Source organism: Microbispora sitophila (assembly GCF_014892245.1).
Taxonomy (GTDB): domain Bacteria; phylum Actinomycetota; class Actinomycetes; order Streptosporangiales; family Streptosporangiaceae; genus Microbispora; species Microbispora siamensis.
In genome coordinates this window covers 1-21380 of the sequence record NZ_JADBGC010000018.1, presented here as the reverse complement: position 1 = coordinate 21380, position 21380 = coordinate 1, and the positions used below count along the sequence as shown (strand labels likewise).

Annotated in this window: 17 protein-coding genes; 16 read left to right on the top strand and 1 reads right to left on the bottom strand. The window is 70.3% G+C overall.

Features of this window, described 5'->3' with window-relative positions:
- Window positions 1–7: 7 nt before the first annotated feature.
- The gene (locus IL992_RS29655) at window positions 8–556 is read right to left on the bottom strand and encodes a PadR family transcriptional regulator (RefSeq protein ID WP_193206668.1); all 549 of its coding nucleotides are present in this window, start codon (window positions 554–556) and stop codon (window positions 8–10) included.
- A 39-nt stretch (window positions 557–595) separates the two neighbouring features.
- Between IL992_RS29655 and IL992_RS29650 the strand changes: the two genes are divergently transcribed.
- The 16 genes from IL992_RS29650 to IL992_RS29575 all read left to right on the top strand — a co-directional run.
- Window positions 596–934: a hypothetical protein gene (locus tag IL992_RS29650; RefSeq protein ID WP_193206667.1), complete on the top strand. Its 339-nt coding sequence runs from the start codon at window positions 596–598 to the stop codon at window positions 932–934.
- Between the two features lie 538 nt (window positions 935–1472).
- Complete coding sequence (locus IL992_RS47865) at window positions 1473–3317, top strand: vWA domain-containing protein (RefSeq protein ID WP_264295118.1); 1845 nt, start codon at window positions 1473–1475, stop codon at window positions 3315–3317.
- A gap of 186 nt (window positions 3318–3503) precedes the next feature.
- Complete coding sequence (locus tag IL992_RS29640) at window positions 3504–4190, top strand: SDR family oxidoreductase (protein ID WP_193206665.1); 687 nt, start codon at window positions 3504–3506, stop codon at window positions 4188–4190.
- 73 nt (window positions 4191–4263) lie between these two features.
- Window positions 4264–5607, top strand: a complete 1344-nt coding sequence (locus IL992_RS29635; RefSeq protein ID WP_193206664.1) for a formimidoylglutamate deiminase — start codon at window positions 4264–4266, stop codon at window positions 5605–5607.
- 53 nt (window positions 5608–5660) lie between these two features.
- Window positions 5661–6809 carry an imidazolonepropionase gene (gene hutI / locus IL992_RS29630; RefSeq protein ID WP_193206663.1) on the top strand — a complete coding sequence of 383 codons (1149 nt, stop codon included), beginning with the start codon at window positions 5661–5663 and terminating at the stop codon, window positions 6807–6809.
- A gap of 225 nt (window positions 6810–7034) precedes the next feature.
- Window positions 7035–7967, top strand: coding sequence for a sigma-70 family RNA polymerase sigma factor (locus IL992_RS29625; RefSeq protein ID WP_193206662.1), 933 nt, complete (start codon window positions 7035–7037; stop codon window positions 7965–7967).
- A 273-nt stretch (window positions 7968–8240) separates the two neighbouring features.
- Window positions 8241–9557, top strand: coding sequence for an ammonium transporter (locus tag IL992_RS29620; RefSeq protein ID WP_193206661.1), 1317 nt, complete (start codon window positions 8241–8243; stop codon window positions 9555–9557).
- The gene (locus IL992_RS29615) at window positions 9554–9892 is read left to right on the top strand and encodes a P-II family nitrogen regulator (RefSeq protein WP_030510869.1); all 339 of its coding nucleotides are present in this window, start codon (window positions 9554–9556) and stop codon (window positions 9890–9892) included. The genes IL992_RS29620 and IL992_RS29615 overlap by 4 nt, the downstream gene beginning before the upstream one ends.
- A 4-nt stretch (window positions 9893–9896) precedes the next feature.
- Window positions 9897–12248, top strand: coding sequence for a [protein-PII] uridylyltransferase (locus IL992_RS29610; RefSeq protein WP_226874015.1), 2352 nt, complete (start codon window positions 9897–9899; stop codon window positions 12246–12248).
- 230 nt (window positions 12249–12478) lie between these two features.
- Complete coding sequence (locus IL992_RS29605; RefSeq protein ID WP_193206660.1) at window positions 12479–15778, top strand: sensor histidine kinase; 3300 nt, start codon at window positions 12479–12481, stop codon at window positions 15776–15778.
- Window positions 15775–16194 carry a roadblock/LC7 domain-containing protein gene (locus IL992_RS29600; protein ID WP_193206659.1) on the top strand — a complete coding sequence of 140 codons (420 nt, stop codon included), beginning with the start codon at window positions 15775–15777 and terminating at the stop codon, window positions 16192–16194. Before IL992_RS29605 ends, IL992_RS29600 begins: the two co-directional genes overlap by 4 nt.
- A gap of 15 nt (window positions 16195–16209) precedes the next feature.
- The gene (locus tag IL992_RS29595) at window positions 16210–16569 is read left to right on the top strand and encodes a DUF742 domain-containing protein (RefSeq protein WP_193206658.1); all 360 of its coding nucleotides are present in this window, start codon (window positions 16210–16212) and stop codon (window positions 16567–16569) included.
- Window positions 16570–16597: 28 nt separating this feature from the next.
- Window positions 16598–17137: a GTP-binding protein gene (locus tag IL992_RS29590; protein WP_319018912.1), complete on the top strand. Its 540-nt coding sequence runs from the start codon at window positions 16598–16600 to the stop codon at window positions 17135–17137.
- 377 nt (window positions 17138–17514) lie between these two features.
- Window positions 17515–18519 (top strand): polyamine ABC transporter substrate-binding protein, encoded by a 1005-nt coding sequence (locus tag IL992_RS29585; RefSeq protein WP_319018911.1) that lies wholly within the window; start codon window positions 17515–17517, stop codon window positions 18517–18519.
- Window positions 18520–18539: 20 nt separating this feature from the next.
- A complete protein-coding gene (locus tag IL992_RS29580; RefSeq protein ID WP_319018910.1) occupies window positions 18540–19814 on the top strand; it encodes a glycosyltransferase in 1275 nt (424 codons plus the stop codon).
- 179 nt (window positions 19815–19993) lie between these two features.
- On the top strand, window positions 19994–21380 hold a 1387-nt coding region (locus IL992_RS29575; RefSeq protein ID WP_193206655.1), incomplete at its 3' end, for a nitrate- and nitrite sensing domain-containing protein.

The following is a 21380-nucleotide window of genomic DNA, read 5'->3' as shown; positions in this document are numbered from 1 at the left end:
TCGCCGGTCAGGGGATGTCGTCGCGCTCGATTCGTTCAACGGCCTGTTCCAGCCACTCCAGCTGGGCGCGGTATTCGGCCGCGCTCAGCGCCAGGCACTCGTCCACGTGCCGCGGGGCGTCCGCCGCGCGCTTGGCGTTGCGGGCCCGCTCGAAGCTCGCGAACCCCACGCGCAGCCGCTCGGTCCTCTCCCGTACGACCGCCAGCAGGTCGGCCTTCGGCAGCCGGTCCAGGAACGTCAGCGCGACCTGGAACGGGTCGACGATCGGCATGATCTCCGACCAGTGCTCGCGCAGCCCCCGGTCGAACTCGGCCCGTCCCTCCGGGGTGATGGCGTAGACCGTGCGCCCGCGCGCGCCGCCGCCGGGAGATCCGCCGTCGCCGACCACCTCAAGCAGGCCTTCCTGGGCCATCTTCCCCAGCGCGTGGTAGATCGAGCCGAAGGCGATGTTGGCCCAGTGCTGGGCGCCCCACAGTTCGAGCGTCTTGCGCACCTCGTATCCGTGCAGCGGCCCGTCCAGCAGCACGCCAAGGATCATTACACGCGTCGATGTCATGTACAAATTTTTATATAAATTTGAGTATGGTGGTCAACCATGAACAACGATCACGAGATCCGCAGGGACGACGACGGCGCCCTGCTCGGCTACGTCCGACGGGCCGGTGAGGAGTGGGAGCCGCTGACCGTCTTCGGCTATCCCATCGGCGCGGCCGGGCCGTACGAGCGGGCCGAGGAGGAGGTGCGCCGCACCGGGCTCGACGTGCTCGCCGGGCAGTGGGAGTTCCTGGAGGGCGGTGAGTGGTACCGCTGCGTGATCCTGGAAGCCGCCGCGGACGAGGTGCGGGTGCGCCCGGCCGACCACCGCTACCCGCACCGGGCCTACGCCCTGACCCTGGAGCGTCCCACTCCCGAGACACTGCGCCCGCAGCGGTGAGGCGGTGGCTTCGGACGCCGGCGGTTGTGCCTCGCCGGGGTTCCGGAGTCATGACCGGAAGCCGTCGTATCCGTCGGATCAGGCCGATGCCGAATGGGCGTGGGAGGCTGTCGGCCGACTCTGCGGCGATGCTCATAACCGCGATTCAGACGGTCCATAGCACTGGAGATAGCCGCTCTTTTTGCGCGACAACCGCCGATCACGCATTTCATCGGCCGTATCTGAAAAAGATTCGCCACTCGCAGGCCTCTCGTCGGCGAGGGGGGCCGACTGTGGCCGGTTGGGAACGTGCCGTAAGTGGCCTATTTACATCTATTCGATGACCAGTCACCATATGACCGTGGCCACACCCCCTCGTTGATCAGCGGCTGCGCCGAAAAGGTCACCGAGGTCGTCAGCAAATGCAATTTGGTATCCGATTGCGCCAACACGCCAGGAGAGGGCGTCCCGGGTGGCGCAGTCATAGAAATTCTGCACGGCCGGCAATCCCGAATTCGTTGTGGCATCACGCCACACCAGAAGGAATGACACCGTGAGAATGACGCGAAGTTTACGGGCCGCCGTGTGCGTGGCGGTGGCCGGTGCGATGCTGGTGGCCGGGGTGGGGACGGCGTCCGCGGCGCCCGGGGTCACCCCGGCGGACGTGACGCTGAACCTGGACCCGGGCGGATCGACGACGATCGCCAAGACCGTGTCCACTCCGGCGGTCCCCCCCAAGCCGGATATCACTTTCCTGATCGACACAACAGGGAGCATGGGCGGGGTCATCTCGAACGTGCGGACCAATGCGAACACCATCTTGTCCACCGTCGCTTCGGCGCAGCCGGACGCGCAGTTCGCGGTTGCCGAGTACAAGGACGCGGGGGACGCGACGCCGTTCCGGGTGGCGCAGAACCTCACCGCCAACCGGACCGACGTCACCGACGGTCTCAACTCGCTGGTCGCCTCGGGCGGCGGCGACTTCCCCGAGGACGGCATCAACGGTCTGTTCCAGGTCGCGTCCGGGGCGGTCGGCTTCCGGCCGAACAGCTCTCGGATCGTGTTGCTGATCGGGGACGCCCCCAGCCATGACCCCAGCAACGGCCACACGCTGGCCGCCGCGATCAGCGCTCTGCAGGCAGCCGACATCACCGTGCTCGCGTTCGACCTGTCCGGGCTGGACTCGACCGGCCAAGCGACCGCGATCACCAACGCCACCGGTGGACGGCTGTTCTCCGGCATCAACTCCTCGGAGGTCAGCGACACCATCCTGGCGGCCCTGCACAACCTGCCGGTCGCGGTCACCCACCAGCTGCGTGACTGCGACTCGAACCTGTCGGTGTCCCTGACGCCGGGCAGTCGGACGGTGACCAGCGGCGATGACGCCACCTTCACCGAGACCGTCTCCGTCGGCGCCGGAGCCGCACCGGGAAGCACCGTCACCTGCACAGTGGATTTCCTGCTCAACGGCGTCCTGTCACCGGGCTTCACCGAAACGATCACCGAACACGTCCCGAAGGCGACTCCATCGATCGCCACGACGCCATCGGGCCAGGTGCCCGCGGGCGGGAACGTCTCGGATACAGCGACCCTGTCCGGCGGGTTCCACCCCACCGGTACTGTCACGTTCCAGCTGTTCGGGCCTGGTGACACCGGCTGTGCGACGCCCATCGCGACTCGTACCGGGACGGTGTCGGGCAGCGGCACCGCCGCGTCCGGCACCGTGACCGTCGGCGCGGCCGGCACCTACCGGTGGACCGCCACCTACAGCGGCGACGACGGCAACAACTCCGTCACCTCGCCGTGCGGCGCCGAACAAGTCACCGTCACGCCGCAGCGGCTGACCGGACGGGCCTACGGCCTGACCGCCGGCGCCTCCCTGGCCGGCATCCAACTGGTCAACATCGCACCCATCCCCGACACCGGCGACATCTCCACCACCTCGACCGGTGCCACCTCGGTGCCCTGCACCGCCACGCTGAGCGGGCTGATCAGCGCGCACGCCCTGTGCGCCCAGGTCGCCACCACCGAGTTCCCCGGCAAATCCGTGGCCACCGCCTCCATCGACGACACCACCATCGGGATCACCGGCATCCCGGTGATCACCGTCAAGACCATCAAATCCAGCTCCACCACCACCTGCGCCGGATCCACCGGAGCCACCACGATCGCCTTCCTCAAGGTCGGCAACACGGTGGTCATCGCAGAACCCACCAATGTCCAACCCAACACCGGGGTCAACGTCGGCGTCGTCAAGCTCGTCCTCAACGAGCAGACCCCGTTCACCACCCCCGACAAGGGCCTGACCGTCAACGCCGTCCACGTCACCGTCGACGCCCTCGGCCTGGCCAAGACCAACGTCGTCCTGGCCTCCTCCGAAAGCGACATCGGCAACTGCCCGTAACCCGACCCACCCGAACCGATCAACCCCGAGGCCGGGCGGAACGCCGTAGCTCCGCCCGGCCTCGGCCGGCCTTCAGGCCCCCTCGGGGTCGCTGAGGCCGCGGGATCAACACCATCGGACCAGCCCTCTACGGCCCGATACCCGTGAGCACCTAAGCCTTTGCCGGCAGGCTCTAAGGTGAGGTCCATGCGACCCACGGCTCTGATCACCGGCGCCTCGCGGGGCGTGGGGGCGGCGATCGCCCGTGCCCTCGCCCCCACCTGCGATCTCTTCCTGGGCGGGAGGGACGGCACCGCCCTCGACGCGCTGTGCGCCGAGCTGCCGGCGGCCCGCCCCTGGGCGGTGGAGCTCACCGAGCTCACCCCCGCCGACGTGGAGGGGATCGACCGGCTCGACCTGCTGGTCCACAGCGCGGGCGTCGCCAGTGTCGGGCCCATCGCGGACACCCCGGCCGGCGAGTGGCGGCGGCTGATGGAGGTCAACGTCATCGCGGTCGCCGAGCTGACCCGGCTGCTGCTGCCCGCGCTGCGGGCGGCCCGCGGGCACGTCGTGTTGATCAACTCAGGCTCCGGGCAGCGCGCCGGCGTCAACTGGGGCGCCTACGCCGCGAGCAAGTTCGCCCTGCGCGCGTTCGGCGACGCGCTGCGCGAGGAGGAGCACCCGAACGGAGTCCGGGTCACCGCGATCTTCCCCGGGCGGGTGGGCACGGACATGCAAAGAGGCATCCGGTCCCAGGAGGGAGGGCCGTACGAGCCGGGAAGATACCTGGAGCCGGAATCGGTGGCGCGGGCCGTGCTGGCCGCGCTGACGGCCACGCCCGACGCCCACGTCACCGAGATCACCGTACGGCCGGCCGCGGGGCCGACCCGCTGACGGCCGGACGAGGCGTGGGGGACGGACGTTCATTACAGTGGCATCACCGCCACGCCGCCCACCTGGAGGACCGGTGCACGTGACTTACTGGTGCGAGATGGCGTGGCTGCCGCCCGGCGAGGTCGTCGAGAGCGTGGTCGTCGGCGTCGAGGGCCGCCGCATCGTGGAGATCAGACCCGAGGCGCCGCCTCCCCCGGGAGCCGTACGGCTGGCCGGGCTCACCCTGCCCGGCCTGGCCAACTGTCATTCGCACGCCTTCCACCGCGCCCTGCGCGGCCACACCCAGACCGGCCGCGGCAGCTTCTGGACCTGGCGCGAGCGGATGTACGCGGTCGCCCAGGCGCTCGACCCCGACCGCTACCTCGCCCTGGCCACGGCGGCATACGCCGAGATGGCGCTCGCCGGGATCACCACCGTGGCCGAGTTCCACTACCTGCACCACGGCCCCGGGGGCAGGCCGTACGCGGACCCGAACGCGATGGGCCACGTGCTGATCGAGGCGGCCAGGCGGGCCGGGCTGCGCATCACCCTGCTCGACACCTGCTATCTGACCGGCGGCATCGGCGACGCCCTCGCCGGCACCCAGCTGCGCTTCGGCGACGGGGACGCCGAGCGCTGGGCGGCCAGGGCCGACGATCTCGCCCGGGCACACGAGGGCGAGGAGGACGTGGAGATCGGCGCGGCCATCCACTCCGTGCGCGCGGTGCCCCCCGAGCAGATGCACGTCGTCGTCGACTTCGCCCACCGGCACACCGGGCCGCTGCACGCCCACGTGTCGGAGCAGCCGGCCGAGAACGAGGCGTGCGTCGAGGCCTACGCGGCCACGCCCGTGCAGGTGCTGCACGACCACGGCGCGCTGGGGCCGCGCTCGACCGCGGTCCACGCCACCCACCTGTCCGACGTGGACGTGGCGCTGCTCGGCGGCTCCACCACTCACGTGTGCATGTGTCCCACCACCGAACGCGACCTCGCCGACGGCGTCGGTCCCGCCCGCAGACTCCTGGAGGCGGGATCGCCCGTCACGCTCGGCACCGACAGCCAGGCGGTCGTCGACCTGTTCGAGGAGGCCAGGGCGGTGGAGATGGACGAGCGGCTGGTCACGGGCGAGCGCGGGCACTGGCCCGCCGCGCAGTTGCTGCACGCCGCGACCGCCGCCGGGCAGGCGTCGCTGGGCTTCCCCGACGCCGGGTGCCTGGTGCCCGGGGCCTGGGCCGACCTCGTCTCCGTCCGGCTCGACTCGGTCCGTACGGCCGGCGCGACCAAGGCGTCCGCGGTGGAGTCCGTGGTGTTCGCCGCCACCTCCGCGGACGTGTACTCGGTGGTCGCCGGCGGGCGGCGGATCGTGGAGGACGGGCGGCACGTGCTCGGCGACATCGGCGCGTTGCTGTGCGAGGCGCTCGTCCCGCTGCAGCGGTGAGGTTTGCGCCGTTCACGGGGTGGCGAGGATCAGGAGACGTGGGGCCGAGCGGCATGACATCAGTCGTTTTCACGGGGATCGGACTGCTTTACACGGCGGACCCCGAGCGGGAGGAGATCGCGGACGCCGCGCTGGTCGCGGAGAACGGCGTGGTCCGGTGGATCGGCCGATCAGCCGACGCCCCGCCCGCCGACGAGCGGGTCGACGTGGAGGGGCGCGCGGTCGTCCCGGGATTCGTGGACAGCCACGCGCACCTGGTGTTCGCGGGCGACCGCACCGAGGAGTTCGCCGCGCGGATGGCCGGACGGCCCTACACTGCGGGCGGCATCCGCTCGACCGTCGCCGCCACCCGCCGGGCCACCATCCCCGAGCTGGTGTCCACGACCGCGCTGCTGGTCTCGGAGATGACCATGCAGGGCACGACGACGTTCGAGATCAAGAGCGGCTATGGCCTCACCGTGGAGGACGAGCGCCGCAGCCTGGAGATCGCCCGCCAGTTCACCGAGGAGACCACGTTCCTCGGGGCGCACGTCGTCCCGCCGGAGACGACCGCCGACGACTACGTCCGGCTCGTGACCGGCCCGATGCTGGAGGCCTGCGCGCCGTACGCCAAGTGGGCGGACGTGTTCTGCGAGCGCGGCGCGTTCGGCGAGGAGCACAGCAGGGAGGTGCTCGCGGCGGGCCGCAAGGCCGGGTTGCAGCTCAGGGTCCACGCCAACCAGCTCGGACCGGGGCCGGGCGTGCGGCTGGCCTGCGAGATGGGAGCGGCATCCGCCGACCACTGCACCCATCTGACCGACGCCGACGTGGACGCGCTCGCCGCCAGTGGGGTCGTCGCCACCCTGCTGCCGGGCGCGGAGTTCTCCACCAGGTCGCCCTACCCGGACGCGCGGCGGCTGCTCGACGCGGGCGTCGCGGTGGCCCTGGCGACCGACTGCAACCCGGGCTCCTCGTTCACCACCTCGATGCCGTTCTGCGTCGCGCTGGCCGTACGCGAGATGGGCATGACGCCGCTGGAGGCCGTCCGGGCGGCCACCCGCGGCGGCGCGCGGGCGCTGCGGCGCACCGACGTGGGCACGCTGTCCGGGGGCTCCCACGCGGACCTCGTCATCCTGGAGGCGCCGTCCTACGTCCACCTCGCGTACCGGCCGGGAGTGCCGCTGGTGGCGCAGGTGTGGCGGATGGGCCGCCGCCTCGTTTAGGCCCCCGCAACCTGGGTAATCGGCTTTTTTCCCGGCCTCGCATCCTCCTTGGGGAGGAAAACGAAACCATTCCCGGGTCGTATTCATTTGGGGAATCTTTGCCACGGACCGGCCGTTGACCGGGTCAGGAGCAGGGAGCCGGGGGCCGTGCCGAGCGGGGCGGACACGTCCGGCTCACCGGCTCACATATTGCTATATCGCGGCGGCGGAACGAGGTGCCATCGGATGGCGACGGGGAATCGGACGCAGGAACAGCACGTCTCTGACCGGGATCTGCTGGGGACGTATCTGGCCGAGATCGGCCGTGTCCCGCTGCTGACCGCGGAGCAGGAGGTCGAGCTGGCCAAGCGCATCGAGGCGGGGTTGTTCGCCGAGCAGTTGCTCGACGGCGGGCGGGCCGAGCCGAAGATCGCGGACGCGACCGACGAGGAGCTGGAGCGCATCGCGATCTCGGGACGGCGGGCGAAGGACGAGTTCATCCAGGCGAACCTGCGTCTCGTGGTCGCGGTCGCGAGGAAGTACTCCGGACGGGGGATGCCGCTGATCGACCTGGTGCAGGAGGGCAACCTCGGGCTGGTCCGCGCCGTGGAGAAGTTCGACTACCGCCGGGGGTACAAGTTCTCGACCTACGCCACCTGGTGGATCCGGCAGTCGGTGGGCCGCTCGATCCACGAGCAGGCGCGGCCGGTGCGGCTGCCCACCCACGCGGGCGAGCAGATGACGCGGCTCATGCGGGTGCGCAGGGACATGCTGGCGGAGTTCGACGCCGAGCCGACCGACGCCGACCTCGCCGAGGTGCTCGACCTGCCGATCGAGCGGGTGCAGGAGCTGCGCCGCTGGGCCTCCGACCCGGTCTCCCTCCAGCTCGGCGTGGGCGACGAGGACGAGACCGAGCTCGGTGACATGATCGCCGACGAGACCTGGGCGGACCCCGAGCAGCAGGCCATGGCCACGCTGGAGAAGGAGCGCCTGGAGCAGTGGCTGACCGGCCTGGAGGGTCAGATCCGCGAGATGCTGCGCTGGCGGTACGGACTGGTGGACGGCCGCGAGCACACCCTCACCGAGGTGGGGGAGCGCTACGGCATCGGCCGTGACCGCGCCCGGCGCATCGAGCGCGACGCGCTGGTGCGGCTGCGCAAGATGGCCAGCGCCGCGTAACCGGCGCTCCCCGCGGTGGCCGGAGACCCCGGCCGTGACGACGCGCACCCCCTTCCGGGGTGCGCGTTTTGTCGTTCCCAGCACGTCCGAAACAGGCCCGAAACACGGTGGTGGCGAGTTTCACACATGTGAAACACACATGGTCGTGGGCTGAAACGGCGGAAGAACACGCTGTCGCCAACGTCAGTGCGCCAGCCGGCCAAGGTCGCCCGGGAGGAAGTCACTGCGGGAGCGATAACCGGCCACACGCCAAATGTAAGGAGGGCCGCGTCGGTGAAGATCGATACCGGCACCACCGCCTGGATGATCACAGCCACCGCTCTGGTGCTGCTGATGACGCCCGGGCTCGCGTTCTTCTACGGGGGCATGACCAGGGCGAAGAGCGTCCTGAACATGATGATGATGTCGTTCGTCAGCATCATCACCGTCACCATCGCCTGGGTCCTGTACGGCCACTCGCTGGCCTTTGACGCATTCGGCGACGGGGACAACTTCGTCAACAAGCTCATCGGCGGCGGGGACGCCCTGGGTCTGCAGAGCCTCGTCGACACGGCCACCAAGGACGACGGAACCGGTATGCCGAGCCTGGTGTTCTCGGCCTTCCAGCTCACCTTCGCCATCATCACCGTGGCCCTCATCAGCGGCGCGATCGCCGACCGGGCGAAGTTCGGCGCGTGGGTCGTCTTCGGCCTCGCCTGGGCGACGCTCGTCTACTTCCCCGTGGCCCACTGGGTCTGGGGCGGCGGCTGGCTGGCCGGCCTCGGCATCGAGGACTTCGCCGGAGGCACCGTCGTCCACGTGAACGCGGGCGCCGCCGGCCTCGCGCTCGCGCTGGTGCTCGGCAAGCGGACCGGGTGGCGCAAGGACCCGATGCGGCCGCACAACCTGACCCTGGTGCTGCTCGGCGTCGGTCTGCTGTGGTTCGGCTGGTTCGGCTTCAACGCGGGCTCCGAGCTCGCCGTCGACGGCACCGCCGGTCTCGCGTTCATGAACACCCAGGTCGCCACGGCGGCCGCCGCCGGCGCCTGGATCCTCGTGGAGAAGCTGCGCGACGGCCACTCGACCACCCTCGGCGTCGCCTCCGGCGCGGTCGCGGGCCTCGTCGCCATCACCCCGGCCTGTGGTTTCGTCGACCCGTGGGCGGCGCTCGTGCTCGGTCTCATCGCGGGCGCGGTCTGCGCGTACGCCGTGGGCCTGAAGTACCGCCTCGGCTTCGACGACTCGCTCGACGTGGTGGGCGTGCACCTGGTCGGCGGCGCGATCGGCGCGGTCTCGCTCGGCATCATCGCCCGCTACCCCTTCGCGGACGGCCAGAACGAGGGCCTCATCTACGGCGGCCCGATCTCCCAGCTCGGCGTGCAGGCCCTCGGTCCTGTCGCGGTCGGCCTCTACTCCTTCATCATGGCGTATGTCATCGGAAAGATCATCGACAAGACGATGGGCTTCCGGATCAACCAGGAGGAGGAGGTCACCGGCATCGACATCACCACCCACGCCGAGACCGGGTACGACCTCGGCACCGTCCACTCCTCGGGAGTGGCCTCCGTCAACGGGCCCGTGCCCGCGCCTGCGAAGAAGGTCGACGCATGAAACTCATCACCGCAGTCATCAAGCCGTTCAAACTGGACGACGTGAAGGCCGCCCTGGAGCAGTTCGGCATCAAGGGCATGACGGTCTCGGAGGCCAGCGGCTACGGCCGCCAGCGCGGCCACACCGAGGTCTACCGCGGCGCCGAGTACCAGGTGGACCTGGTGCCCAAGGTCCGGGTCGAGGTGCTCGCCGAGGAGGACGACGCCGAGGACGTCATCGACGTCATCGTCAAGGCGGCCCAGACCGGCAAGATCGGCGACGGCAAGGTCTGGTCGGTCCCCGTGGACACGGTCGTCCGGGTCCGCACCGGGGAGCGCGGGCCGGAGGCGCTGTAACCGGATGATGAGAGGGGAAGCGCGCTCGTTCGCCGGGGCCCGCAAGGACCGGGCCGCGGACATCGACAGATGGCTCACCGATCTGTTCCGCACGGCGGCCACCCGGCCGTACGCGCGGGAGGGGGGATCGGGAGGGAAGGGCGGTTTCCCCGACGAGCGCGGCCCCGCCGCCTCTCTCGGGACCGGCCCCACTGGAATCGGGCACAGCGTGGCCGGCCCCGGCGGGATCAGCGGGGTCGCCCTGGTCGCGGTCGGCAGCCTGGGGCGGGGCGAGCTCGCCCCGGGCAGCGACCTCGACCTGGTCCTGCTGCACAACGGCCGCGACGACGTGGCGAGGATCGCCGACCGCATCTGGTATCCCATCTGGGACTCCGGGATCGGCCTCGACCACTCGGTCCGTACCGTGGACGAGGCGGTGAAGGTCGCCAGGGAGGACCTCAAGGCCGTGCTGGGCCTGATCCAGGCGCGGCACGTGGCGGGGGACCCCGAGCTGACCAGGGCCGTGCGGGAGGCCGTGCTCGCCGAGTGGCGGGCGGACTCCCGGCGCAGGCTGGCCGAGCTGCGCGCGTCGGCCGACAAGCGCGCCGAGTCCGGCGGCGAGCTGGCCTTCCTGCTCGAACCCGACCTCAAGGACGCCAGGGGCGGGCTGCGTGACGTGCAGGCGATGCAGGCCGTGGCCGCCGCCTGGGTCGCCTCGGCCCCCGGCCCGCGGGTGCGCGAGGCGTACGAACTGCTGCTGGACATCAGGCACGGGCTGCACCTCGTCACGGCGCGCGGCACCGACCGCCTGGTGCTCCAGGAGCAGGACGCGGTCGCCGGCACGCTGGGCCTGCTGGACGCCGAGGCGCTGATGCGCCGCCTGGCCGAGGCGGGCCGCACCATCTCCCACGCCTTCGACGCCACCTGGCGGACGGTCGACCGGCTGCTCACCGGCCCCGCCCCCCGGGGCCGCAGGCCGCTCGCCGACGGTGTCGTGGAGCACGGCGGCGAGGTCGTGCTGGCCCGCGGCGCCAACCCGCGCACCGATCCCACACTCGTGCTGCGCGCGGCCGCGGCCGCCGCCGAGGCCGGGCTGCCGCTCGCGCCCGCGACGGTCTCCGCGCTCGCCGCCCAGTCGCCGCCGCTGCCCGTGCCGTGGCCCCCGGAGGCGCGCGGCGCGCTGGTCGCCCTGCTCGGCGCGGGGCGCGCGGCCGTACCGGTCTGGGAGGAGCTCGACCAGGCCGGGGTGCTCGTGAAGCTCATCCCCGACTGGGAGCGCGTACGGCACCGCCCCCAGCGCAACCCGGTCCACCGCTACACCGTCGACCGGCACCTCATCGAGACCGCCGCCGGGGCCGCGGCCTTCACCCGCGAGGTGTCCCGCCCCGACCTGCTGCTGATCTCGGCGCTCCTGCACGACGTCGGCAAGGGCTGGCCGGGCGACCACTCCACCACGGGCGAGATCGTCGCCAGGGACATCGGCACCCGGATGGGCCTGCCCCCGGCCGACGTGGAGATCCTCTCGACCGTGGTGCGGCACCACCTGCTGCTGCCGGAGACCGCCACCCGGCGGGACCTGGACGACCCGGTCACCATCTCCCGGGTCGCCGACGCCGTCGGATCCAGGGAGGTGCTCGAACTGCTGTCCGCGCTGGCGGTGGCCGACGGCAACGCCACCGGCCCTGCCGCGTGGAACTCCTGGAAGGCGTCCCTGGTCTCCGACCTGGTCCGGCGGGTGCGGTCGGTGCTGTCCGGCACGCCGCCGGCGCCCGCGCCGGCCCTTTCCCCGGAGCAGGCGGCGCTCGCCCGGCACGGCGGCGGCGCGGTGCGCGTGAACGGGAGCGCGGTCACCGTGGTCGCGCCCGACCGGCCGGGTCTGCTGTGGCGGGCGGCAGGGGTGCTCGCGGCGCACCGCATGGCGGTCCGCTCCGCCTCCGCCGCGTCCGCCGGGTCGACGGCCGTCATCGAGTTCGTCGTCGTCCCCGAGTACGGCACGCCGCCCGATCCCGCGACGCTGGAGGCCGACCTGCGCCTCGTCCTGGCCGGACGGCTCGACATCGAGCAGCGCCTGGCCCGGCGGGCGAGGTCGATGCGCCCGTCCAGGGTGCCGGTCGCGCCGCCCCGGGTCACCCTGGTGGACGACGCGTCGCTCACCGCGAGCGTGGTGGAGGTGCGGGCGCACGATCGCCCGGGACTCCTGTGGCGGATCGGCAGGGCTTTCGGCGAGTGTGGTCTTGACGTACGAGCCGCGCGTGTGGAGACTCTGGGCGCAGAAGCGGTGGATGTCTTCTATGTGGCGGATCGCACAGGCCGTCCCATCCTCGATGAGCAGCAGCGAATCCAGGTGCGAGAGCACGTGCTCGCGGCCCTCAGATGAGGGGGGTAACGATCCTCACCTCTTGGTAACAATTGGGGTGCTGCGGCAGGGGTAGGGCCGCTCGCCGTCGTGACCTTGTGGTCGAATTGTCCCCGCTTATATAGCTGTGTCACTTCATGCTGTCCAGACGCGTGAAGGCAGGCCGAACGATGGCGGGGCCGGTGAGCATGGAGCAGTCGAATACCGATAACCGCAGGCGGCGGAGTCGTCTCTCGCCGCGTAACTGGCGAGTGCCCACACGATTGACCGCGCTGATCGTCGCCCCGACGCTCGTGGCCGTGCTCCTCGCCGGCGTCCGCGTCGTGGGCTCGATCGACAGCCTGACGGCCTACCAGCGGACCAGGTCGGCGGCGGAATACTCGGTGCACCTGCGGGATCTGGCCGAGCAACTGGCGCTCGAACGCGACCTGTCCGTCTGGGGTGGCAGCAGCAGCCGCAAGTTCAACATCGACGGGGAGACCGAGGTGACCCGCGCCCAGCAGCGCGCGGCGGTCGACCCGCTGATCCAGCAGGTGAAGGCCGACCTCAAGAACATCAACGCGGACTACGGCACGCGGGCGGTGGAGCAGGCGCAGCAGCTCACGAGCCGCATCTCGAGCCTCGCGGGCATCCGCAAGAACGGCGCGCCCGAGGACTACAGCGCCCTGATCGCCAACGTCCTGCGCCTGCATGACGAACTGGGCAACAACGACGACAACGCTGCGATCGTGGGCAACCTCCGTGCCCTCAGCGCTCTCGCCCATGCCAAGGAGGAGGCGGCGCTGCAGCGGGCCACCCTCACCCGTGAGCTGCTGGAGCGCAACCAGACCTTCACCACGTTCGAGCTGCAGGACTTCCTGGCCTCCCAGTCGCGCCAGCAGAGCAACCTGGCGACGTTCTACACCGAGGCCCCGGCTGCCGAGGCGAGCCGCCTGGTCACCCTCCTCGGCGACAAGGACGTGGTCAACAGCGAGCTGACCAAGTCGTGGGCGCTCACGCTCGGCCTGCAGAACCAGTCCCTCAGCCGCTACCGGGGCAGGGACAGGACGGCCCAGCAGTGGTTCCAGGACAGCACGAAGGCGATCGAGCAGATGGCGGCCGTCGAGGGCCGCGTGTCCGAGCTGGTGCAGAACCGCGCCCGTGACCTGCAGTCGGCCGAGCAGCGCAACGCCCTCATCGCCGGCGGCCTGATCCTCGCACTCCTCGTGCTCGTGCTCGCCACGACCGTGCTCATCGCGCGGTCGATGGTCCGGCCGCTGCGCCGCCTGCGGGCCGAGGCGCTCGACATCGCCGGGCGGAGGCTGCCGGAGATCGTACGGCAGATGCGCGAGTCCGAGGACCCCGAGCGCGAGTCCCACGTGCAGCCGATCCCGGTCGACAGCAGCGACGAGATCGGCGAGGTGGCGCAGGCCTTCGACGAGGTCCACACGCAGGCCGTGCGCCTGGCCGCGGAGGAGTCCCGCCTGCGCGCCAACGTCAACGCGATGTTCGTGAACCTTTCACGCCGTACGCAGACGCTGGTGGAGCGGCAGATCTCGCTGATCGACGGCCTGGAGCGGGGCGAGGAGGACGGCCGGCGCCTGGCCGACCTGTTCAAGCTGGACCACCTGGCCACGCGCATGCGCCGTAACAGTGAGAACCTCCTGGTCCTCGCAGGACACGAGCCGCCGCGCAAGCGGAGCCAGCCCGCCCGGCTGGTCGACGTGGTCCGCGCCTCGCTGTCGGAGGTCGAGGACTACGAGCGGGTCGTCGTCCGGATCCCCCGCATGATCGCGATCGCCGGGCACGCCGCCAACGACGTCGTCCACCTGCTGGCCGAGCTGGTCGAGAACGCCATCGCCTTCTCGCCGCGCAACACCAAGGTCGTCGTCTCCAGCAGCCCCGTCGAGGGCGGCGCCGTGATGCTCGGCGTCACCGACGCGGGCATCGGCATGTCGCCGGAGGAGCTCGCGGAGATCAACCGGCGTCTCGCAGAGCCGCCCACGATCGACGTCTCGGTGTCCCGCCGGATGGGCCTGTTCGTGGTCGGCCGCCTCGCGCTGCGCCACGGCATCCGGGTGCAGCTGCGCCGCGGCGACGGCGCGGGCGTCATCGCGATGGTGCTGTTCCCCGCCCAGCTCGTCTCCAACGCCGACCAGCCCGTCATGCCGCGTCCCTCCGTTCCGGCGGGGCAGACGGCGGCCGGACTGCCGGCCCGGCAGGCGTTCGCCGAGCCGGACCCGCTCGGCTCCGCGCGGGGGGGCGGTCCGTTCGAGCCCTGGGGCTCCGGCAGCGGCGCGGCGGGCGGCGGCATCGGGTCCCGCAGGTCGCCGGTGACCGGCGAAAGCGGGCCCAGCGGGAACGGGCTCAGCGGGAACGGGCTCAGCGGAATCGGCGCCGGCGGCAACGGTGCGGGCGGGTTCTCCGCGTTCGGCGCGCCGACGGCGGACGCGCCGCCCGCGCCGGCGGAGAACACCTACGGGGAAAGCGCGTTCACCGAGCACTCGGGGCCGCACTCGGGGCCGGGCCTGCCCGGGAGGGGGCCGGACGGCGACACCCGCCGCCCGGCGTTCGGCGAGCAGTCCGAGTCGTCGTGGCCACCGGCGCCCGCCGGACCTTCGGCGTTCCCCCAGAGTGGACCACAGAGCGGATCACAGGGCGGACCACAGAGCGGCGACGACCGCTCGGGGCACTCGTGGCCGTCGCTGCCCACCGGGCCGACGGGACTCCCGCAGCGGGGCGGGTCCACCGGCCCCACGGCGTTTTCCCCGTCGAGTACGGGCCCGACCGCGTTCCCGCAGCCGGGTTCCCCGTCGAGTACGGGGCCGACGGCGTTCCCGCAGCCGGGTTCCTCGTCCAGCACCGGGCCGACGGCGTTTTCCCCGTCGAGCACCGGGCCGACCGCGTTTTCCCCGTCGAGCACCGGGCCGACCGCGTTCTCGCCGTCGAGCACCGGGCCGGCCGGGGTGGGGAGCACGTCGGCGTCCGCCGAGGGCTCCGGGGCGTTCGCGGCCGAGGAGCCGACGTCGTCGACGGGGCCGCTGCCGTCGGTGGAGGAGTCGCCGCTGGAGCAGGGCGAGGAGTTCCTGCCGATCTTCGCCTCGGTCGAGTCGGCGTGGTTCCGGCGTCCCTCCGACACCGGCCCGCAGGCCGCACCCGCGGCGCGGACCGGCGCGGAGGAGGACGCGGAGAAGGCCGGAGACAAGCCCGGCGAGAGCACCGGGGAGATCCCGAGGGTGCCCGGTTCCGGCCCCGCCCCGCAGGCGCAGGGCAGGACCCCCGGCGGATGGCGATCCCAGGCCGACAGCGGCTTCCAGGCCGCGGCGAGCGCCCGGGACCCCCTGCTGGGCGGTGTGACGGCTGCGGGCTTGCCGAAGCGCACGCCGAAGGCCAACCTGGTGCCCGGCTCGGTGGGCGCGGACGGCCCCGTCGCCGCCGCCCCGCGCCCCCCGGTCTCGGCCGAGGCGGTGCGCAACCGCCTGTCCAGCTTCCAGCAGGGTGTAAGGCGAGGCCGGGCCCAGACGGCCGGAGGTCTCGCCGAAGGGTCGGGTAAAGAGGAGGAGGGCTCGTGACTGAGCTGAGCGTGGAAGCACGCAGGTTCGACTGGCTGATCACCGAGTTCGTCGGCAGCACGCCTGGCGTGGCGCACGCGGTGGTGGTGTCGTCGGACGGCCTGCGGCTGGCCCAATCGGACGGCTTTCCGCCTGACCGCGCCGACCAGCTCGCGGCGGTCGCCGCCGGCCTGCTCAGCCTCACCGTCGGCGCCTCGCGGGTGTTCGAGGGGGGCGCGGTGACGCAGACCGTCGTCGAGATGCAGCGGGGACTGCTGCTCGTGATGGCGATCAGCGACGGCTCCTGCCTGGCCGTACTCGCCTCACCGGACTGCGACATGGGCCTGGTGGCCTACCAGATGACCCTGCTCGTCGAGCGGGCAGGTCAGGTGCTCACTCCGGCGCTGCGCGCCGAGCTGCAGACGTCGCGGCGATGACCAGGGGAGAGGGCCATGCGTGATCGTGACGGGACAGAGGACGAGCCTCTGTTCCGTCCGTACGCCGTCACCGGTGGCCGATCCGAGCCGCGTTACCACATGGCGATGGAAACCCTCGTATCATCGGTGACCTTGAAGAGCAATGACTATTCCCTGCTCAGCCCAGAGCAGGAATCGATCATGATGCTATGTCGTTCCGTACGATCGGTCGCGGAGATCTCGGCACTGCTCCGGGTTCCGCTAGGCGTGGCCCGTGTGCTCATCGCCGACATGGCCGACGAGGGTCTGGTCCGCCTGCACATGCCGCAGCTGAGCCAGGGACAGCCAGACCTCAACCTGCTCGAAAGGGTGCTCAGTGGACTACGCAGGCTCTAGCCGTGGTCTTACCTCGACGAAGATCGTCGTGGCGGGTGGGTTCGGCGTCGGGAAGACGACCTTCGTCGGTGCCGTCTCCGAGATCCTGCCGCTGACGACCGAGGCCGTGATGACCGACGCCAGTGCGGGCATCGACGATCTGGGGCTCACGCCGAACAAGACGACCACCACGGTCGCCATGGACTTCGGCCGGCTCTCGCTCGACCAGGACCTCATCCTCTACCTGTTCGGCACGCCGGGTCAGCACCGCTTCTGGTTCATGTGGGACGACCTCGTCCGCGGCGCCATCGGCGCGGTCGTGCTCGTCGACAGCCGCAGGCTCGCCGACTGCTTCCCGGCCATCGACTACTTCGAGGAGGCCCAGCTTCCCTTCCTCGTCGCGATGAACGGCTGGGAGGGGCAGTTCCTCCACTCGGAAGAGGAGATCCGAGAGGCGCTGTCGCTGCCTCCGCACGTCCCGATCGTCCGTACGGACGCGCGCTCGCGGGACGCCGTCAAGTCCACGCTCATCAGCCTGGTCGAGTACGTGCTGACCGTGCGCGCCGCCTATGGGGGCCGGGCCTACTGAGGGCCGTGCCTGTGGGATTCCGGCCGTTCGGAACCGCCGGACGGCCGGGCGGCCGGCGGCTGGACGACGGCGCCCGGTGCGCGTCGGGCCGACCGAAGATGCCCCGCCCTCCGCGGCGCCAATCTGTGGAAACCTGCGCAAGCCTGGGCGTACTGCCTGTATGGGGCAACCTCATGATCTATGCTGATGTGCACTCTGAAAGCTCCTATCCCATTTGACTGCTGCTCGCAGGTCCAGGGATGAATTCAAAGGAAGTTGAGGCCATGCCTCAAAACCGGCATATCCGACACCTGTCTACAGTTCTGGCCGCCGGTCTCGCTCTGACGCTCGCCGGCTGCTCTGGCGGCACAGGGGCGACCGAGGCGGCCCCCGTATCGGTGGCGGCCACGCTCGACCCCAACGCCGACCTCACCAAGCAGAGCCTGACCATCACCATCTGGGACGGATACAGCCCGAAGGACCTGCCGCAGCGGGTGAAGGCGAAGCTCGGCTTCGACCTCAAGGTGACGCTCCACGACACCAACGAGGACGCGCTGGCCAAGATCCACGGCAGCGCCGGCAAAGATATCGACGTCGCCTTCGTGTCGGGGCAGTACGCGCAGGCACTCAACGAGGCCGGTCTGCTCGAGCCCCTCCACCCCGAGCTCATCCCGAACCTGGCCAACCTCTACCCCGAGGCGGCCAACCTCTCCTACGACAAGGGCAACAAGTTCTCGGTGCCGTACACATGGGGGACGACCGGGCTGTGCTACCGCGAGGACCTTGTGAAGACCCCGCCGACGAGCTGGAAGGATCTGCTCAGTCCGCCCCCCGCGCTGCGCGGGAAGGTCACGATGATGACCACGGAGCGCTGGCTCGCCCTGCCGGCGCTCAAGTACCTCCACTACTCCATCAACACCTCCGACGACGCGCAGCTCAAGAAGGCCAAGGACCTGCTGGTCAAGGCGAAGAAGAACCTGCTGGGCTACGACGACACCACGTTCGGCGACCGGCTGAAGTCCGGAGAGGCGGCCATTGTCGAGGCATGGGACGGCTGGTGCCCGACGTCGGAGAAGAACATCAAGTTCGTGGTGCCGAAGGAGGGCAGCGATCTCTGGGCCGACACGATGGTGATCCTGAAGAGCTCCAAGAACAAGGAGGCGGCGCACGCCTTCATCAACTACATCCTGGACCCGGAGATCCACGGCTGGGTGGCCGCGAACATCCTCTACAAGGTCCCCAACAAGGCGGCCATGGACAAGGTCGACCCTGCCCTGCTCGCCCAGAACCCGCCACTGAAGATGACCCCCGCGGACCTGCTCCAGGGTGAGTCGATTATCGACCTCGGCCAGGACTCGGCCAAGTACACGCGCCTGGCGACCGAGGTCGCGGGCAAGCGGTGACATCTCTACAGGGAGTGAACGTGACCGAGCATCCGTTGACGATCTTGTTCATGCCGGAGAGCGCGTACGGGCCGACGAACAACTGCGTGGGGATCGGCGACGTGCTGCGCCGCCGCGGCCACCGCGTGGTGTTCGCCGCCGAGGCGTCGTGGAAGGGCAAGCTGGAGGCTCTGGGCTTCGAGGAGGACCTGGTCGACCTCGCGCCGCCGGCCGAGGAGGAGCAGGACGCGGGGCAGTTCTGGAAGGACTTCATCCGCGACACGGCCCCGGAGTACCGCAAGAGCACCCTGGAGCAGCTGGAAACGGTCATCAAGCCGATCTGGGAGGCGTTGATCGACGGAGCGCGGTACTGCGAGCCGCAGTTGAAGGCGATCATCGAGCGGGTGCGGCCGGACGTGATCGTGGAGGACAACGTGATCACGTTCCCGGCGTTGATGACGGCGGGAGTGCCGTTCGTGCGGGTCGTGTCGTGCAATCCGCTGGAGGTCAAGGGACCGGGGGTGGCGCCGCCGTTTTCGGGGCTCGCGGCCGACGGAACCGGGTGGGCGGAGTTCCGGGCGGAGTACGACCGGACACATCGGGGGCTGTGGGAGGCGTTCAACGCCTGGGTGGTGGAGCAGGGGGCTCCGGCGTTGCCGGAGTTGGAGTTCATCCACGACGGGGACGCCAACCTGTACGTGTATCCGGAAGCGCTCGACTACACCGGGCAGCGGCCGTTGAACGGGTCGTGGACGCGGCTGGATTCGTCGGTGCGGGAGACCGAGGAGGAGTTCGCCCTGCCCGACATCCCGGGGAAGGGGCGGCTGATCTACTTCTCCCTCGGCTCGCTGGGCTCCGCGGATGTGGAGTTGATGCGGCGGGTGATCGATGTGCTCGCCCGGACGCCGCATCGCTACATCGTGTCGAAGGGCCCGCTGCATGCTGAGATCCAGCTGGCGCCGAACATGTGGGGCGCGGAGTTCGTACCGCAGACGAAGATCATCCCGTTGGTTGATCTGGTGATCACCCATGGCGGGAACAACACGACGACGGAAGCGGTGCATTTCGGTAAGCCGATGGTCGTGCTTCCGTTGTTCTGGGATCAGTACGACAACGCGCAGCGGGTGCAGGAGATGGGCTTCGGTGTCCGGTTGGACACCTACGGGTTCGCGGATGAGGAGTTGGCCGAAGCGATCGACCGGCTGCTCGACGACGACGAGTTGCGGGCCCGGGTAGAGGACGCGGGGCGGGAGATCCGCCGGCGGGACGGCCTGCGTCTGGCCGCGGACGTCATCGAGAAGATCGCCACCAAGTGAGGTGTCCTTTACCGCCGCTGCTGGCCGTATTTAGGACGCATTTCACCAAAATGTACTATTCGCCGATCTGGTAATGGTGTGCTCCAATTGCCATCGCTTCGTGAAGTCTCCGACAGCACATGGGTCACGGAAGCCACAGATCGGCAGAACGGCAACAAGGCCGAGAGGTTGCGAAAGCAGTGAGGACGCACGACCAGCAAGATGGTCGAGTTCAGGGAGAGCCGGAGTCCGCGGCTCCGGAGGTCTCGCCGCGTGCGGGCGCCTCGTTCATGCGGCTGGGCAACTGGCGGGTGCGCTCCCGGCTGGTCGCCCTGATCCTGCTGCCGACCGTGGTCGGCGTGCTGTTCGCCGGTGTCCAGCTCACCCAGGCGATCGGTACGGCGGGCGAGTACCGGCGCCTGACCGAGGTGGCCGGCCTCGTCGCCCAGCTCGACGACCTCACGCACAAGGTCGCACGCGAGCGGAACTACACAGCCTGGTACATCGCGGACCATCGCCGGCCGTCCAGGCGCGGCACGGTCACCGAGCAGCAGAGCCAAGTCGACGCGGCCAGCGGCAAGGTGCTGGCCTCGCTGGCCACCCTCGACGCGTCCCAGCCGCTGCGCGTCCGCACCCAGGTGGCCGAGGTCAAAAGATGGCTCCAGGGGCTGAAGGGTCTCCGGAAGCTGATCGATGACAGCGAGGTGGCGCCGCGAGCCGCGCTCGGCATGTACAACCGAATGATCACGGCCCTCTCGTCGCTGCACGAGGACGTGGGGACCACCAGCAACGACGAACGACTCTTCGCCGACAGCCTCGCGCTCGACGCCCTGAACAAGGCGAAGGAGGAGCAGTCCAGGCAGCAGGGCATCCTCACGGTCGCGCTCGTCGAAGGCAAGCTCGACTACGACGACCTCGCGGACTTCCTCGGATCCGGGAAGACCCAGGACACCCAGCTCGCCAGCTTCCAGGCCGAGGCGTCTGCTTCCGATGCCCAGTTCTACAAGCAGACAGTGCGCGGCCTGCAGGTCGAAAAGGCGGACTCCCTGCGAGCCGGGGCGCTGGCCCAGCTGCGCGAGTATCGGGCGATCCGGGACCTCGACCGGACCAATCCGGGCAACGACGTCCGCCTGTGGTTCGACACCACGGGCACGGAGATCGACCGGATGCGGAAGGTCGAGGAGCGGATCGCCGGTTCCGTGGTCGCCCAGGCCCAGGCGCTGGAGGCAGCCGAGCGGCAACGGGCCATCGTCTCCGGTGTCGCCATCGTGGCGCTGCTGGTCCTGGTCCTGCTTGTCACCGCCGTCGTCGCGAGTTCACTCACCCGGCCCCTGCGCCGCCTGCGCAGCGAGGCGCTGGAGATCGCCGGTCACCGGCTGCCGGACACCGTCCAGCGATTGCGTGATTCCGGCGAGATGTCGGAAACCACCAATATCCAGCCCATCGGTGTCACGTCGAAGGACGAGATCGGTGAAGTCGCGCGGGCCTTCGACGAGGTGCATCGCGAGGCCGTACGGCTGGCGGGTGACGAGGCCCGGCTGCGCAGCAATGTCAACGCGATGTTCGTGAACCTGTCGCGGCGTACGC